Annotated in this window: 13 protein-coding genes and 1 pseudogene; 5 read left to right on the top strand and 9 right to left on the bottom strand. The window is 41.2% G+C overall.

Annotated features, from left to right (window positions below; genetic code table 11):
- Positions 1-351: 351 nt before the first annotated feature.
- The 3 genes from serA (at position 352) to IQ264_RS26555 (ending at position 3,919) form a co-directional block, all read left to right on the top strand.
- Entirely contained in the window at positions 352-1,932 is a 1,581-nt protein-coding gene (serA, locus tag IQ264_RS26565) for a phosphoglycerate dehydrogenase (RefSeq protein ID WP_193984576.1), read from the top strand.
- Between the two features lie 245 nt (positions 1,933-2,177).
- On the top strand, positions 2,178-3,074 hold the full coding sequence (prmA, locus tag IQ264_RS26560) for a 50S ribosomal protein L11 methyltransferase (protein ID WP_193984574.1): 897 nt from the start codon (positions 2,178-2,180) through the stop codon (positions 3,072-3,074).
- Between the two features lie 527 nt (positions 3,075-3,601).
- On the top strand, positions 3,602-3,919 hold the full coding sequence (locus tag IQ264_RS26555; protein ID WP_228061837.1) for a hypothetical protein: 318 nt from the start codon (positions 3,602-3,604) through the stop codon (positions 3,917-3,919).
- Here the strand turns inward: IQ264_RS26555 and IQ264_RS26550 are convergent.
- The 9 genes from IQ264_RS26550 to IQ264_RS26510 all read right to left on the bottom strand — a co-directional run bounded on the left by IQ264_RS26550 (position 3,909) and on the right by IQ264_RS26510 (position 13,116).
- Complete coding sequence (locus tag IQ264_RS26550; RefSeq protein WP_193984572.1) at positions 3,909-5,036, bottom strand: Gfo/Idh/MocA family protein; 1,128 nt, start codon at positions 5,034-5,036, stop codon at positions 3,909-3,911. The two genes, IQ264_RS26555 and IQ264_RS26550, sit on opposite strands and share 11 nt — an antisense overlap.
- 4 nt (positions 5,037-5,040) lie before the next feature.
- Positions 5,041-5,508 (bottom strand): DUF4870 domain-containing protein, encoded by a 468-nt coding sequence (locus IQ264_RS26545; RefSeq protein ID WP_228061836.1) that lies wholly within the window; start codon positions 5,506-5,508, stop codon positions 5,041-5,043.
- 36 nt (positions 5,509-5,544) lie between these two features.
- On the bottom strand, positions 5,545-6,537 hold the full coding sequence (gshB, locus tag IQ264_RS26540; protein ID WP_193984570.1) for a glutathione synthase: 993 nt from the start codon (positions 6,535-6,537) through the stop codon (positions 5,545-5,547).
- A gap of 73 nt (positions 6,538-6,610) precedes the next feature.
- Entirely contained in the window at positions 6,611-6,868 is a 258-nt protein-coding gene (gene grxC, locus IQ264_RS26535) for a glutaredoxin 3 (protein ID WP_193984568.1), read from the bottom strand.
- A 288-nt stretch (positions 6,869-7,156) separates the two neighbouring features.
- On the bottom strand, positions 7,157-7,987 hold the full coding sequence (locus IQ264_RS26530) for an XDD4 family exosortase-dependent surface protein (RefSeq protein WP_228061835.1): 831 nt from the start codon (positions 7,985-7,987) through the stop codon (positions 7,157-7,159).
- Between the two features lie 759 nt (positions 7,988-8,746).
- On the bottom strand, positions 8,747-10,261 hold the full coding sequence (gene hflX, locus IQ264_RS26525; RefSeq protein WP_322744812.1) for a GTPase HflX: 1,515 nt from the start codon (positions 10,259-10,261) through the stop codon (positions 8,747-8,749).
- A 252-nt stretch (positions 10,262-10,513) separates the two neighbouring features.
- The gene (locus IQ264_RS26520; protein WP_193984564.1) at positions 10,514-10,954 is read right to left on the bottom strand and encodes a tetratricopeptide repeat protein; all 441 of its coding nucleotides are present in this window, start codon (positions 10,952-10,954) and stop codon (positions 10,514-10,516) included.
- A gap of 439 nt (positions 10,955-11,393) precedes the next feature.
- Positions 11,394-12,380 (bottom strand): 7,8-didemethyl-8-hydroxy-5-deazariboflavin synthase subunit CofG, encoded by a 987-nt coding sequence (gene cofG, locus IQ264_RS26515; protein WP_193984562.1) that lies wholly within the window; start codon positions 12,378-12,380, stop codon positions 11,394-11,396.
- A gap of 94 nt (positions 12,381-12,474) precedes the next feature.
- Positions 12,475-13,116, bottom strand: a complete 642-nt coding sequence (locus IQ264_RS26510; RefSeq protein WP_228061834.1) for a helix-turn-helix transcriptional regulator — start codon at positions 13,114-13,116, stop codon at positions 12,475-12,477.
- Positions 13,117-13,491: 375 nt separating this feature from the next.
- Between IQ264_RS26510 and IQ264_RS26505 the strand changes: the two genes are divergently transcribed.
- Positions 13,492-14,577 (top strand): hypothetical protein, encoded by a 1,086-nt coding sequence (locus IQ264_RS26505; RefSeq protein WP_193984561.1) that lies wholly within the window; start codon positions 13,492-13,494, stop codon positions 14,575-14,577.
- 214 nt (positions 14,578-14,791) lie between these two features.
- Positions 14,792-15,000, top strand: a pseudogene (locus tag IQ264_RS26500) (photosystem II q(b) protein); the annotation flags it as partial.

Below are 15,000 nucleotides of genomic sequence, written 5' to 3'. Positions count from 1 at the left end.
CAAGGGGACTTTGTACGGGCGGGTTTAGTAAACAACTTTTGATACTTACAAACAATATGAAGGCAAAACCCGCCCCTACAATTCAAAACTCAAAATTCAAAACTCAAAACTACTCCCCCCACCTCCCCTTTCCTGTTCCCTTCATCTAAAAACTTTCTAGCAAAACTCATTTGGTAATGTCGTTTGCCGTTAGAATGACCTACTGTAAAGATTTTTCACGGTGGCAACCCAGTATAAGGTAGCAATAACTATGCAGTTAGAAAAGGTGACAAAGCTTTTTATAAGCCCATAGGAACCTTCTGCCTTCTGCCTTCTGCCTTCTGCCTTCTTATTTAAACTCACTTACTACTCATGTCAAAGGTTCTCGTTTCCGATCCAATAGACCAAGCTGGCATCGACATCTTATCCCAGGTAGCCCAAGTTGATGTAAAAACCGGGCTACCCGCAGAAGAGTTGCTGAGGATCATTCCCGAATATGACGCACTAATGATCCGTTCCGAAACTCGCGTCACCCAAGAAGTAATCGCAGCTGCTAAAGAGCTGAAAATTATTGGTCGCGCAGGTGTTGGTGTTGATAATGTAGATGTGCCTGCGGCAACCAGACAAGGTATTGTCGTAGTTAACTCCCCAGAAGGTAACACGATCGCAGCAGCCGAACACGCGATCGCACTAATGCTATCACTCTCTCGTCTGATCCCCGATGCCAACGTCTCAGTTAAAAGTGGAAAATGGGAACGTAAAAAATTCGTTGGCGCAGAAGTTTACAAAAAAACTCTCGGTATTGTTGGCTTAGGTAAAATAGGCTCTCACGTAGCCGCAGTAGCAAAAGCAATGGGCATGAAACTATTAGCTTATGACCCATTTATTTCTACTGAACGTGCTGAACAAATCGGCTGTCGTTTGGTAGATATGGATTTGCTATTCCGAGAAGCTGATTATATTACCCTGCACATACCCAAAACTCCTGAAACTACCCATTTGATCAATGCTGAAGTTTTAGGCAAAATGAAACCCACCGCCCGGATTATTAACTGCGCTAGGGGTGGAATCATTGATGAAGCAGCTTTGGCAGAAGCAGTCAAAGAAGGTAAAATTGCCGGAGCAGCCTTGGATGTGTTCGAGAAAGAACCTCTGGGTGAGTCGCCGTTACGCGAGATGGGTAAAGATGTGATCCTCACTCCTCACTTGGGCGCTTCTACAGCTGAAGCTCAGGTGAATGTGGCGATCGATGTCGCCGAACAAATCCGCGATGTATTATTAGGATTACCCGCCCGAAGCGCCGTCAACATCCCCGGTTTGTACCCAGATGTCTTGGAAAAACTCAAGCCTTATATGCGGCTGGCGGAAACTTTAGGCAATTTAGTTAGTCAACTTGCCGGAGGAAGAGTCGAAAGTCTCAATGTCCATTTGCAGGGAGAATTGGCAACTAATGATAGTAAACCTATAGTAATCGCGGCTTTGAAAGGTTTGCTTTACCAAGCACTGCGAGAACGAGTAAACTACGTCAATGCTGGCATTGAAGCCAAAGAACGGGGAATTCGCGTCATCGAAACCAGAGATAACGCAGTGCGTGACTATGCTGGTTCCTTACACTTAGAAGCGAAGGGATCTTTAGGCGAACACTCGGTTACAGGCGCTTTGTTAGGTGATGGGGAAATTCATATTACAGATATTAATGAGTTCCCGATCAATGTCCCGCCAACTCACCATATGCTATTTACTCTGCACCGGGATATGCCAGGAATTATTGGCAAAATCGGTTCTTTACTAGGCAGTTTTAATGTCAATATTGCCAGTATGCAGGTAGGTCGCAAAATTGTTCGCGGTGATGCGGTAATGGTGCTGAGTCTCGACGATCCTTTACCGGAAGGAGTCTTAGCTGAAATTCTCAAAGTTCCCGGAATTCGTGATGCCTACACTGTTACTTTGTAAATTTTAGTACTTACGCCAAATAACGAAAATCAATGATTGTAGGGGCGGGTTTTGAAGTAGTATTATTTGTGAAATGCTTAATTTATCAGCTAAACCCGCCCCTACACCTCTAATTAGCTGCGTAAGTCCTAAATTTGAAGAATAGTTTGAAGTTTTGAGTTTTGAATTAACTTAAAACTCAAAACTCAAAACGCAAAACTATTCCTAAATGCCTGGGTGTTAATCTGTCGCGTAATTTTTCAAACATGGCAAACAGTTGGTGGGAACTACAAATTTTCTGCGATCCAGTTTTAGAAGAAACTATATTCTGGCGATTAGAAAATTTTGGCTGTCGGGGAAGTGCTAGTGAACTTAAAGGGCATCATTGCTTAGTTAGGGGTTACTTACCGCAAGAACAAGCTGAATTATTGGATTTAGCGGCGCTTTCTTTGTGGTTACGTCAAGATGCGCTAGTTTTGGGTTTGCCATTACCCACTATGCAATGGCATTTAATTGATGAGGAAGATTGGTCAAGTAGCTGGAAAGCACATTGGCAACCTCAAGAAATTGGCGATCGCTTTTTGATTAACCCCGCTTGGCTACCAGTTCCCACTGACACCGATCGAGTTGTCATTCGCCTCGATCCTGGCGTGGCTTTCGGTACGGGTAATCATGCTACCACTCAGCTTTGCCTAGAAGCTTTGGAAATGCGCTTAACCGATCCTGAAACTGAAACTAATATAGTTGTGGCAGATGTCGGCTGTGGCTCTGGTATTCTCTCTGTAGGCTCGGTGTTACTTGGTGCCGAAAAAGTTTATGCTGTGGATACCGATCCTTTGGCTGTACGTTCTGCTCGCAGCAATCGCACCCTGAATAATGTTAGTGCGGAAAGTTTAATTATCGAACAGGGAAGTGTCGATCGCCTAAAACAATTAATTGATAGTCCGGTAGATGGTATTGTCTGCAATATTCTGGCTGAAGTAATTATTGACTTGCTGCCGCAGATGGGCTCGATCGTTAAACCTACCAGTTGGGGCATTCTTAGCGGCATTCTGCTAGAACAAGCAAAACCTGTGGCTGATGTTATAGAACAACAAGGTTGGATTGTCGCTACTCTCTGGCGCAGACAAGAATGGTGTTGTTTTAATATTCGCCGAATTTAAAATCATTAATCAGCTAAAGCGCATCTAAATTGTCTATTTTTGGTGTTAGGCAAAAACCGTCAATCCCTCTCCCCATCAGCCTAAATATTAAATTTAAATGCCTAGCAGTTTATCTTCCCGATCGCTCTTAACTTATGTAGTAATTTTAAGATGAGTTGAGAAACTTTAATAAAATCTCTGGAGTAAAATAATCTAATTATTAAGTCTTATTTAGTTGGAAAAAAAATTTTATCTCAATATAAATACACACATTAAAGACACTATTATTTACAATTTATCAGCAAGTTGTATACATTTTGTGTGTAACAGCCAATCTATAATTGAGACATAATCAAAGCAAATTTGCAAATTTCATCTAGTTAAAGTGACATCTGTCACACACAGGTTGGCAAGAGAGTCACGAAATAGGTGGATTTTCCCTCACCTTATTTCTCTGATAACATCACTTTTTCAGGGCAGGCTGCATCACTACCCATCAGGGAGTTTTATTGGATATTTAAAATCATTGAATTGAAGAACAAGCAAAAATGCCTACCTATTTTACAGATTCCAAAGAATCACAACACTTAAAACCATTAAATCGGGTTCCCAAAATTTCCGATAGCCAACTAGAGCAAATTCCTGTCCGTTACAAAGGATGGGGAATCAGCACTAAAGTTATCAATGGAAAATTATGGTTACGTTGGCAACATCCCCATGAAAACTTTCCTCGTTATGGTTGCCCAGTAAGTGAGGAAGGTTTGGAAGTTACAATTAATAACGTTAAGTTTCTGATTAACTTAGCCAATAAGCTAGAAGATGAGGTAAAAAGCAAAGGTTTGCGCCGCAAATCTTCTAATTACTAGCTAAGAATGTCTGTAAATCAGGTACTTCTACCCAAAGACCAGTATCATTGGATTTGTGAGTTAAATCCATCAATAATTGAGAATAAACTCCTTCTTTTAAAGATGGTGTCTGTGACGCGCCTATATTAATTCCTTGTACCCAGTTATCAACAACTCGGATAAAAGGTGCAATTCTGCCATCTGTATAATTTTTGGGAAAAACTAATCTGTTGGGAATTTCAACTTCCGAAAGATTTTTTCCTGCGGGTGCAGCTAAGAGACGAAAACCGTGAACATAATCTTTTTGATTATTGCTACCTAAAACTAAGGTACCGCGATCGCCATAAATTTCCACCCAATGCCCTCTTCCTTGATAAGTTACGGAACTAATACAAATTTGGCAAGGTGTACCATCTGCCAACTCTAACATCAACATACAGGCATCATCAGCATCCACAGGTTTCATTTCACCTGTGTTTGGGTCGGGACGAGTGGGTATAGTGGTAATTAATTTGGCGGATAAGCGTCGTACAGGGCCAAATAACCAACTAATATAATCAAAAGCGTGGGATGCTACCGCACCTAATGCGCCACCACCTCGATCTTTTCGCGCATACCAATTCCAAGGGCGCGTCGCATCAGCGCGACTAGAAACTAACCAATCTATTTTAATTAATCGTTTTTGTCCTACATAATCTGCCGCTAACATTTCGGATAGCATCATCCAAGCGGGGATAAACCGAAATTCAAAATCCATTGTGGCGATCGCACCACGATTTCTCGCCAAGTGATATAATTCTCTAGCTTCAATAGCCGTCAAAGTTGTCGGTTTCTCTAATAATAAATGTTTCCCTGCTTGCAACACCTGACTCGCCATTTCATAATGTAAAAATGGCGGCGTGGAAATACTCACAGCTTGTACTTCCGGCAAAGCGACAATTTCTTCAATAGAAGTACAACCATGCGGAATATTATATTTAGATGCGATAGTTTTTGCCTTAGCAAAATCGCGATTATAAACCGCAACAACAGCAGTATTTGGGTTGTCTTGTAATCCGGGAATATGGACTTTTTCACCAAATCCAGTTCCGACAACGGCGACACCAAGTTTTGAATTTTGGGCAGATGCTACAGACATGAACTTATCTCAAAAAACGAATAGTTAAAGGATAACGATAGAAATCACCTTTTTTGGCTTTTAGAGAAGCCATAATTACTAAAATCAATTGAGCAATCGCCAAAATTAAGACTAGTAAAAAGCTGAAACCTACCAAACCTAAACCAAACAAAGTACCACCAGTTTGATTATTATTTGGTTGATCGGGTGCGGTAATTAAAGTTAATCCAATAATTACTCCTATCACTATGAGAATCAGTGAAAGGATGAAATTATAGAGAGTAAAAGAAAGCTGAAAATTGAGCGACTCTTTTCCCTGTTCATCAATAAACTCGTGGTCTTTTCGCTTGTACAACCAGACAATTAAAGGCCCGACAATATTGAGAACAGGAAAACTTAAGCCAACAAACATTAAAGGTATCCAAACTAGGGAAGAGAGATGTGCCCACATTCCCCAATTGCGAATTTCTTCAGTATCATCACTGTGTGTCATGGCTAATAGTTCCAGAGAATTAACTCAGCAGTTATCTCATTGAGTTAAGCCAACTTTAGCATTACTTTTCCCATATTGCTCTATCCATTGAATCACTTGATAACCGAGTTGAGTACCGCTGAGTCGATCGATTTCTCGGACACCTGTAGGACTGGTAACATTTACTTCTGTCAGGTAGCCACCAATCACGTCAAGACCAACAAAAATTAAACCATCTTTTTGTAACACAGGAGCGACTTGGGCGCAAATTTCGAGTTCGCGATCGCTAATTTCCGTCGCCACAGCCTGACCACCCACAGCCATATTACCGCGAAATTCCTTACCAGTAGGAACGCGATTTACAGCCCCAATTGGTTCACCATTAAGTAAGATAATCCGTTTATCTCCTTCCTTTGCAGCTGGTAAATACTCTTGCACCATTACCGGAACTCGACCTTGCAAAGTGCTCAGTTCGATTAGAGAATTGAAATTGCGATCGCCAGCTTCCAAAAATAAAATACCTTCTCCCGCCTTACCCCCTAGAGGTTTCAGAACCGCCGCCCCTTTCGCCTCTACAAACTGACGAATTACTACTTTATCTGGAGTAACAATTGTTTCTGGAATTGCCTCAGTAAACTGAAGCGCATACATCTTTTCATTAGCCGCCCTAATCCCACTCGGAGAATTAATCACCAGAGTTTTTTCGGGATTAATGTAATCAAGAATATAAGTAGCATAAAGATAAGGAATCGTTACAGGTGGATCTGTCCGCATAAAAACAGCATCCATAATTTCCAAAGCTTGGAAAACACTTTCTCCCAATTCAAACCAAGGCAGAGTAATTAACCAACGTCCATCTACTAATTGTACTGGAGTCAGTTGCACCCTTTGTAAAAGGGCCCAAGCTTGACCATTAACTACACTTAAACTTTCAGCTTGCGTAATCCAAACCTCATGACCCAGTTGTTGCGCTGCTTCCATTAACGCTACGCTGGTATCGTGACCAGGGTCTAACCTTTGAATTGGGTCAATAATAAAAGCAAATTTCATCGTTTTCTGATTAGTTATTAGTCATTAATCGTTGGTCATTAGTAATTTATAACCAATAACCAACGATTAATGACTATACCAGGAGTGGGTCAAGTTTACCTGTTCTATCTAACGCATGAAGGTCATCACAACCGCCGATATGCTGGTCATTAATGAAAATTTGCGGTAAAGAACGTCGTCCGTTAGCACGTTGAGCCATTTTTCCCCGTGCTACTTCATCTCCATCGATGCAGTATTCAGTAAACTCAACTCCCTTTTTGTCCAGCAAAGCTTTAGCACGAATGCAGAAGGGGCAACTGCTCCAAGTGTAAATTTCTACGTTAGCAGCCATAACATCCTTAAAATGTTAAGCAATATTACTATAATCTAGTATACTGACGACTCCCCCGAAGATAAAATATAACTTTCAGGATGCGATCGATCCAACATACAGCAAAAAGCTCTCCGCTCGATCGACAGCAGAGAACTTAGACTATAACAAATACCGCCGTAAAAAAATTAGGACTAGAAGCAATCTCATGCTTCCAACCCTAATTATTAGCCCCACTTCAACCAGAAACCCAAAAACTAATTAGTCTCTCTTGGTCAAATGCTTAAATGGCAACCATCTGATATTTGATTATGCTTGAGCTACGCAGTTGCTTTTACGTAGTTTGAGCGCACTGATAGCAACTAAACCTAACGCAAGTGTTGTGGTAGGTTCGGGAATCTTCTTCGGGCCACCGCCGCCTGTTGAGGGTGGTGGTTTTGGGGGGGTGTAGCCACTATAGTTGACCGTAGTAGCAGCAACGCTGGGTTCTGAAAGATTTGTACCGTATTGGAAGCGAACGTTGCCAATTTTGCCTAGATCGAAACCACTGGGGAGACCTGATAAAACGAAGGTAGCAGAATCTTTAACAAAATTCCCAGATTTTACTGCGGGATTTGCACTATCATAACCACTGATAATACCGTAATTCATTTGCTGTCCGCCGCCACCTTGGAAAATACCCAAGCCAGCAGTACCTATACCGTAGTTTTGAGTTATGCCAGGAAGATCGGATGTACCATTACCAGTATTTGGCAATTTCCATTCATTGATGGCTTTAAGATCGACGTTGCTTGTAATGGTATTGCCGTTGTTGGAAGTTACCTTGGGAGCGATGGCTGAAAACAAAGATAAGCTGGTTAAAGGAGTGCCATTATAGTCCCAGAAGAATGCGGTGAGGACATCAGAAGGAACGCTGGCACCTGGGCCTGTATTCTTCAGGGTAATAGTTAATTTACCTGGGTTGATCAAATCGTCAAAGAGAACTGATGCCCCTAAAGCATTGGTACTACCACCTGAGACTGGGTTAGTGCCTGTGCCAGAGAATGTAACTGAGGCTGCATCTGCTCTAGATATTTGTCCGATTGCAACTAAGGACAGTGCAGATACACTGAGAACTAGTTTTGGGAAGTGTTTCAACATTTTCATTTAACCAAATAACCGTAATTTAGAACAGTTTGATTATGAGACTAATTTGTGTGGGAGATGCGATCGCCTGATGATCGAGATGAGTTTGTCTAATTACTTGGGGGTTAGCCCCAACCAAAGACTCAAAGAATAAAGTTTTTTAGGGTTGTTTAACAGTTTACTGCTAAGCTTACTGTTTTCAAATCTAATGTAATCAACTCTGTAAAGCTTTGTCCACAGTAATTAACGATCTTCTTGATATCTTCATACAAGATCAAAATTGAGTTTTCGCTTGCCTAATTTGTTTTTTCTAATAGTGACAATTGTCTAAGAGATTTTGCTTAATATAATTTTAATATGTCCGGGAATAACAACGCAAAAAGATTTAGACGATCGGTAATTTTACGGTTGGGTTTTACTCATTCATTTGGATATAGAAGCGCGATCGCCAATCCTGAGAATAAAAACTGACAATTTTCTAGTAATATTACTTACACAATTTATAATTAAACTGCTCTAAGAAAAATATTTTTCCTTCAGCAAATTTGCGTATTATAGAACATTTTAGTTATATAAAAACCAGCAAAAAAATTAACCCCGTTATCATAGCGGGGTTTTCCTGACTTAGAAAATCCATCGGTTAAATTACTTAGCTTCGATCGCTTTTGCTACGTATTTCCACGTTGGCAAAGATTTTTATTCAACAAGGTTAAAAGAACAATTAAACTTTTTACTCCTTAACCTTTCCCTTTTACCCTAACTTCTGCAATAAGTTTAATGATGAACCAGAGCATAATTAACTAATAGGGCGAGTCGCTGACGCAGTGTTTCTAACCCTAGACGATCGCTTGCGGAAATAAACACTGCTTGGGGAAACTCTTCTTGCGCTAAGGCGAGGGTGTCGCTGTCCACTCGATCAATTTTGTTAAAAGCGATTAAAGCGGGACCAGGAGTAATAGGCATTTCTGACAAAATAGCCATGACAGAACGAATCTGACTTTGCCACGCGGGATGGGAAAGGTCTACTAAATGCAGTAAAGCGTCTGCTTCGGTGACTTCTTCCAAGGTGGCGCGGAAAGCATCCATTAAAGCTGGGGGTAGTTCGTGAATAAATCCTACTGTATCGGTGAGGACGATCGCCATTTGTTCCCCAGTGTCAGCGTTGGGAATCATCAAGCGTCGGGTAGTAGGATCGAGGGTGGCGAACAGTTGGTCAGCAGTGTAAACTTGGGCGTTAGTCAGTGTATTCAACAGGGTAGACTTGCCAGCGTTAGTGTAACCAACTAAAGCTACTGAGGGAACTTCTTTATGCTGACGATTTTGCCGTAGTCTTGTTCTGTGCGCTTGTAATTGGTTAACTTCCTGTTGTAAGCGGGCGATGCGCCGTTGAATAGCCCGACGTTCTGTTTCTAATTTTGTTTCACCGGGACCACGAGTTCCAATACCACCACCCAAGCGCGACATTGCTTGTCCTCTACCTGTGAGTCGAGGCAACATATATTCTAATTGGGCGAGTTCTACTTGTAATTTTCCGGCTCCAGATTGGGCTCTTTGGGCGAAGATATCTAATATTACTTCGGTGCGATCGACTACGCGCACCCCAATTTGGGTTTCCAGGTTGCGAACTTGTCCGGGGGAGAGGTCGCGATCGAATACAATTAAGTTTGCTCCCAGTGTTTGAGCACTAAGAGCAATTTCTTGCACTTTACCTTCACCGACAACAGTTTGAGGATGCAAACGGGAACGTTTTTGCTTGATAGTTTGCAAAACTTCTCCGCCTGCGGTGTTGACTAACCTTGCCAATTCATCGAGGATATTTTGAAATTCCTGTGGCTTGACCTTATCTGTTTGTAAACCTACTATTAAAACGCGATCGTGATCGAGGTCTACCTGTTGGGCGACAAATTCTCTTTGGAATTCCGCTTCTAAGTTTTCAACTAATTCCAATAAGTCTTGTTTGCTTAACAAGTCTAAACTCATCGGTGAAGAAACTGTCCAAGCAGCTTGTCCGTTGAGTTCTGACTTTTCTCCCGTATTAGGAATGAGATGCGCTAAATAGGTTTCTTTGATATAACCTGTTGCGCCACCGCCTCGGCGTTCAAAACCTTCTTCGCTAAAGGTGAGACTGACTAAAGCATCTAAGCGTTGAATTGCCATTGCTGTCAAGTCGGCTTCGCTGGGTGGATCGGTTTTTTGTTGCGTAGCGATGCAACGTATACCACTCAGTCGTTCTGCACCATAGCGAGGTAGTTCCAATGGCGGAATTTGCGTTTGTCTCGGTGTTCCCACACCGACGCGAATTACTTGTCCCCGACGGTTGATATAGGTGCAGATTGGCTGGTTAATTTCCGCACTAATGGCACCTAAACGCTGGGCGAATTCTGGCGTGGTGATGCGATCGCCTGGAAGACGTTGGTGATACAGTCGTTCTAGCTGTTTAAGTTGACTAGATTTTAGACCCTGAAGGTTTCCGTAAATCGTTTCTATAGGACTTCCTTAACCAGTAACCTGGCTGCGAATTGGTCTTATCTATTTTAACTATTACGATTGGAAACTGTGTCTGTCGAAGAGGTCGAAGAATTTCCACACTTTTACTCGCCAAGGCGAAAGTTCTTTTTTCCCTAAAGCTTTTTCGTAACTCAGGTAAGCTTCTTGTTGGCGGCCTAAATTATATAGTGCAGCACCGCGAAAAGTCCAGGCTTCGCTATCGTTGGGTTTAATTTCTAATGCGTGGTTACAACTGTTGAGAGCTTCTTGGTAACGGTGAAGATGGATCAGTACTACGCCCCGAAATATCCAAGCGGCGTAGTTTTGCGGTTGTAGTTCTGTAACTTTGTCGAAACTGACTAATGCTTCTTGGTAGCGACCTAAGTTGGCGAGTGCATCCCCTCTGTCATACCAAAGCTGGCTATTTTCTGGGTTGGTTTTCAAGGTGCGATCGCACTTTGTCAACAATTCTTTATAAATCTTTTCACTACACATAAAATATCTGTTACCAAAAATTTGGTGTTTGTGAATATATCCAGGCTAAATTATACAAATAGGAGATTATAGATTACAAGATGCGATCGCCTTTTTTGAGTATTTTTAATCATTGTTCCGTGCCATTTCTTAATATATCTTTGCAATTTTAATGCTAACTAATTGCTATATTGATGAGTTTTTAGATTCTGAATTAGCCTTAGCGTAAGGGAAAAAGCCGCTTTACTGAGATTTAATTTCACTAATCAGAGGAGAGGTTACTAATTTAGCTTCCTGCGTTCTAAACAATTAGTTCTAGAATTATTTCATTAATAATTGAAATTGTTTTGTCTGACGAATACTATCAAAGTCTGAATCAGTTTTTGCTTCTTTTAATCTTTCTACATTTGCGGATTCTATGAAACTTTCTGTCATAATATTTGCCGATCAGCTTCTTTAATTACATTATAATTGATGAGGCAACCTTAATAGTATTTTGCCACTGTTTAACACTATTTTGTAACTCCTCAGATAACCAATCATCATACTGCGGATATATTGGCAAACGTGGGACTAATTCCCAACCCGCAGGTTGCAAAATTTGAGTTAATTTCTGATAATGCGGATGAGGATAATCGGGATTCACTTCATCTTTTGGCCCGATTCCGCCTAAATCTCTTGCACCTGCTTCTAAACAAGCTAATAATAATTCGGGTGTTTGAACTAAGTTCGGGGGAATTTGAATAGTAATTTCTGTGGGTAATATTTCTTTTGCTTTAGTAATTATTTCGGGTAACAAATGAATATCAAAAGCAGGGAATTGCCAACTTTGTTGAGTTCCGGGACTGTGGGGTTGGAGAATTACTTCTTGAATGTTTCCCCAACGTTGGTGGATTTTGGCGATCGCTTCTAAACTCTCCCACCAATCTGCTGAATTTTCCCCAATACCCAACAACAAACCAGTAGTAAAAGGAATCTTTAACTCTCCGGCAAATTCTAATTGTTGTAGTCTTAATTCGGGTAATTTACTGGGTGCGTTTTTATGAACTGTCTTTAATAAATTGGGTGTTAATTGTTCTAACATTAAACCCATTGAAACATTTACAGTTTTTAATTGTGCCATTTCTGGGAAAGTTAATGGCCCAACATTAGTATGAGGTAAAAATCCTAAAGAGAGTGCTAGTTGACATAGGTTATATATGCGATCGAACCAAGCTTTTCGCAAAGGTGAACTTGGGTGTACTTCGCCGCTAAGAATCAATATTTCACAAACACCTGTATTTTGCAGGGACTTTAATAAAATTTCTGCATCAGTAAGAGTTAACCAAGGACTTTTACCAGGGTCTGTGCGAAAATTGCAATAAGTACATCGGTTAAAACATTCATAAGTAGGGACGATGGTATAAGCAGGACTGTAAGTAATTTTGCGGGGAGTAGAAGCAGACATAAATTAATTCTGAACTAATGATTGATAGCTAATTAATTTTAGCTAAACTTCCAAGAGTGGCAAGACTCGTCTTTCCTACAATTAGCAAAAACACTTACACCTCATCGCTATCTTTTAATTGGTGCCAACGTTTTTTGGCATAGATGTTTTTGACGTGAGTTTTGACGGTGTTTAAACTGATATGCAGCTTTTCAGCAATCTCTTGATAGCTGTATTCTTGACGTAGCAGCGACCAGATTTCGATTTCCCGATCGGTTAATTGATACTTTTGCTGCTCGAATTGTAAATCTTCTTGCAGAATTTGATGGCGATTTTCTAAGAAAATCAGAATGTACTGATTTTCGCTTCCAGGTAAATTAGGATCGGCAACACCTAAGTTTACCCAACTGGCGCGAATCCGAATCGTTTGCTGTTGGGCGGTTAAACATTCAGTAACGATCGTTTGTTGCTCACTTGTACCCTGTTTAATTAATCGATAGCAAATTTCGGAAATTTCTAAAGGTAAAATGCTTAAATGGCGATCGCCAACCGACAATTTTTGATTAATTTCCTTAGCTTGTTGATTCATATATATAGGTTTAACATGGCGTGAAATCACCATGACACCTTCTCTTAATGACTCAGCTAAAGCCATCCAAGGAGAATTAAACAATACGTTTGTTATAGTATCAATTTCTGATTTCTCTGGAACAGCAGTAGATGTTTCTAGATTAACAGTCAGTGAATGAGCCTTCATAATTGCTTCCTCTGTCGCTATGAGCTCATTCTCACTTGGCTAAAAGTGAAGGTGCAATGAGTAAGCTGTTGATATCACCAGTCTGGAGAAGTCATATCGTAGCGGCTCCAATCAGGTGAATCAACCTGAAGTAGGGTGAAGTTTTTCTGTTAAACTGAAAGCGGATAGAGCCAAAAAACCCCAAAATAGCCGACATCAGCTTTTACTGGTCTTAAAGCAAAAACTGAAAGCTGTTATTAGCCCTGCTTCGGGATATGGTTTCCTGGCATTTGTAGCCAATCTTATTGCTTCTGTAGAAATTCTCGGCTTAGTAGTCGGGAAAAACCTCACCCTTTAGGGTGCTTCTGTAAAAACTACCTGATTCACTTTACTACTATGACCCCAGAATACCTAGAAAAGTGGTTTCCGATCGAGCAACAGCGTAACTATGTTTCTATGTTGGTGAAGCGGGGGGGTGGACTTACCAAGCGAAGGGCTGAGTATTTTGTTCGCTTGTGGGCATACTTATTAGTGAAACAGTTGCAAGAATCAGGTCGCCGCTTAGTGCCACCTTTGACAAAATTAGAATTGCCGCAAGGATGGGTAGCTTGTACTCACAGGGAAGCAGCGGAACTATTTTATAGTGAAAAAGACCGGGGTGGCGATCGAGCTGCGGGAATGATGATCGATCAATTAGCAGCACTCGGTTTAATTGAAAAACAATTTGATGGTAATACCACTTGCATTCAAATTATGCCTTGGTCAGAACTGCTCGATCCGCCACAACCAGCAGCACCACTGCAATTGATCGTGGATGATTTTAATCCGAGAACTGATGCAGTTCCGGTTGCTAATTTGATCGATCGCCATTATGTGCAAACCGCAAAAGACGCAACTGCAACTCCTCATCAAATTACCCAAGTATTACGCGATTGGGCAAAGCAATATCCTACTGGAATGCGCGTGTTGCGACGGAGTGATAACCTTCATCCTGTAGGAATTTCGATTATTTACCCAACGGCAAAGGAATCAGAGGCGAATTTCTTTCTCCCTCCCGGAAAAACTCGCTTCTTTACTTCCGATATGCAAAATGAACCTTTTAAAATGGCAGTTCCCGGAGATGTAGATTGCAGTTCCGCCTTTCTGAGATCTTTGTTAATCGATAATCCATATATGGAGTATGAAACTATTTGTGATTTTGTGGAAGATTTACAAAGAACTTTACTAAAGGTGCAAGCAGATTTTCCTAACCTCTGCGATTTATATAGTGTGGCAATCAATCCCATTTCTGGAGAATTGAAGCGAGTTCTGGGATTTCAAAGAACTTACCAAGATGCTCAACGCCCGATTTGTCGTATTTATATTCCGGTCGATCGCTTTCTGGCTTTGAATGTGCGGCAAACTCTCTCCTGTATGAAGTTTCAGCCTACTTTAGAAGGTGCAAGAAAGGAAACTGTTCCCAGTGCAGCACGGTGGAAATGAGGCAGGAGAGGAGGACAAGGGGACTCTTTAACTCAAAACTCAAAACTGCCCCCCTGCCTTCTATAAGTGGTTCTGATATCTACCATAAAATTAAACAATCAAAATCAATAGCAACAAATACTTTACAAATCGAAACAAATGGCTTAATGTATATTTAAGCGGGCAAACAAACCGCCCTGAACCTAGAAAAATAAATCATCGCAATTATCCAACAATGACCACAACCATTCAACGTAGCTCTAGCGCCAACGTTTGGGAACGGTTCTGCAACTGGATCACTTCTACCGAAAACCGCCTATACATCGGCTGGTTCGGCGTATTGATGATCCCAACATTGCTCACCGCAACCACCTGTTTCATCATTGCCTTCATCGCTGCACCTCCAGTAGACATCGATGGCATCCGCGAACCCGTAGCAGGTTC

Source organism: [Phormidium] sp. LEGE 05292, assembly GCF_015207735.1.
Lineage (GTDB): Bacteria > Cyanobacteriota > Cyanobacteriia > Cyanobacteriales > Aerosakkonemataceae > Floridanema.
This window is presented reverse-complemented; position numbering and strand designations above follow the sequence as displayed.

What these genes read in the sequence shown, in the direction of transcription:
- serA (WP_193984576.1), top strand. Translation starts at nt 352, where the DNA reads ATGTCAAAGGTTCTCGTTTCCGATCCAATAGACCAAGCTGGCATCGAC.
- prmA (WP_193984574.1), top strand. Translation starts at nt 2,178, where the DNA reads ATGGCAAACAGTTGGTGGGAACTACAAATTTTCTGCGATCCAGTTTTA.
- IQ264_RS26555 (WP_228061837.1), top strand. Translation starts at nt 3,602, where the DNA reads ATGCCTACCTATTTTACAGATTCCAAAGAATCACAACACTTAAAACCA.
- IQ264_RS26550 (WP_193984572.1), bottom strand. Translation starts at nt 5,036, where the DNA reads ATGTCTGTAGCATCTGCCCAAAATTCAAAACTTGGTGTCGCCGTTGTC.
- IQ264_RS26545 (WP_228061836.1), bottom strand. Translation starts at nt 5,508, where the DNA reads ATGACACACAGTGATGATACTGAAGAAATTCGCAATTGGGGAATGTGG.
- gshB (WP_193984570.1), bottom strand. Translation starts at nt 6,537, where the DNA reads ATGAAATTTGCTTTTATTATTGACCCAATTCAAAGGTTAGACCCTGGT.
- grxC (WP_193984568.1), bottom strand. Translation starts at nt 6,868, where the DNA reads ATGGCTGCTAACGTAGAAATTTACACTTGGAGCAGTTGCCCCTTCTGC.
- IQ264_RS26530 (WP_228061835.1), bottom strand. Translation starts at nt 7,987, where the DNA reads ATGTTGAAACACTTCCCAAAACTAGTTCTCAGTGTATCTGCACTGTCC.
- IQ264_RS26520 (WP_193984564.1), bottom strand. Translation starts at nt 10,954, where the DNA reads ATGTGTAGTGAAAAGATTTATAAAGAATTGTTGACAAAGTGCGATCGC.
- cofG (WP_193984562.1), bottom strand. Translation starts at nt 12,380, where the DNA reads ATGTCTGCTTCTACTCCCCGCAAAATTACTTACAGTCCTGCTTATACC.
- IQ264_RS26510 (WP_228061834.1), bottom strand. Translation starts at nt 13,116, where the DNA reads ATGAAGGCTCATTCACTGACTGTTAATCTAGAAACATCTACTGCTGTT.
- IQ264_RS26505 (WP_193984561.1), top strand. Translation starts at nt 13,492, where the DNA reads ATGACCCCAGAATACCTAGAAAAGTGGTTTCCGATCGAGCAACAGCGT.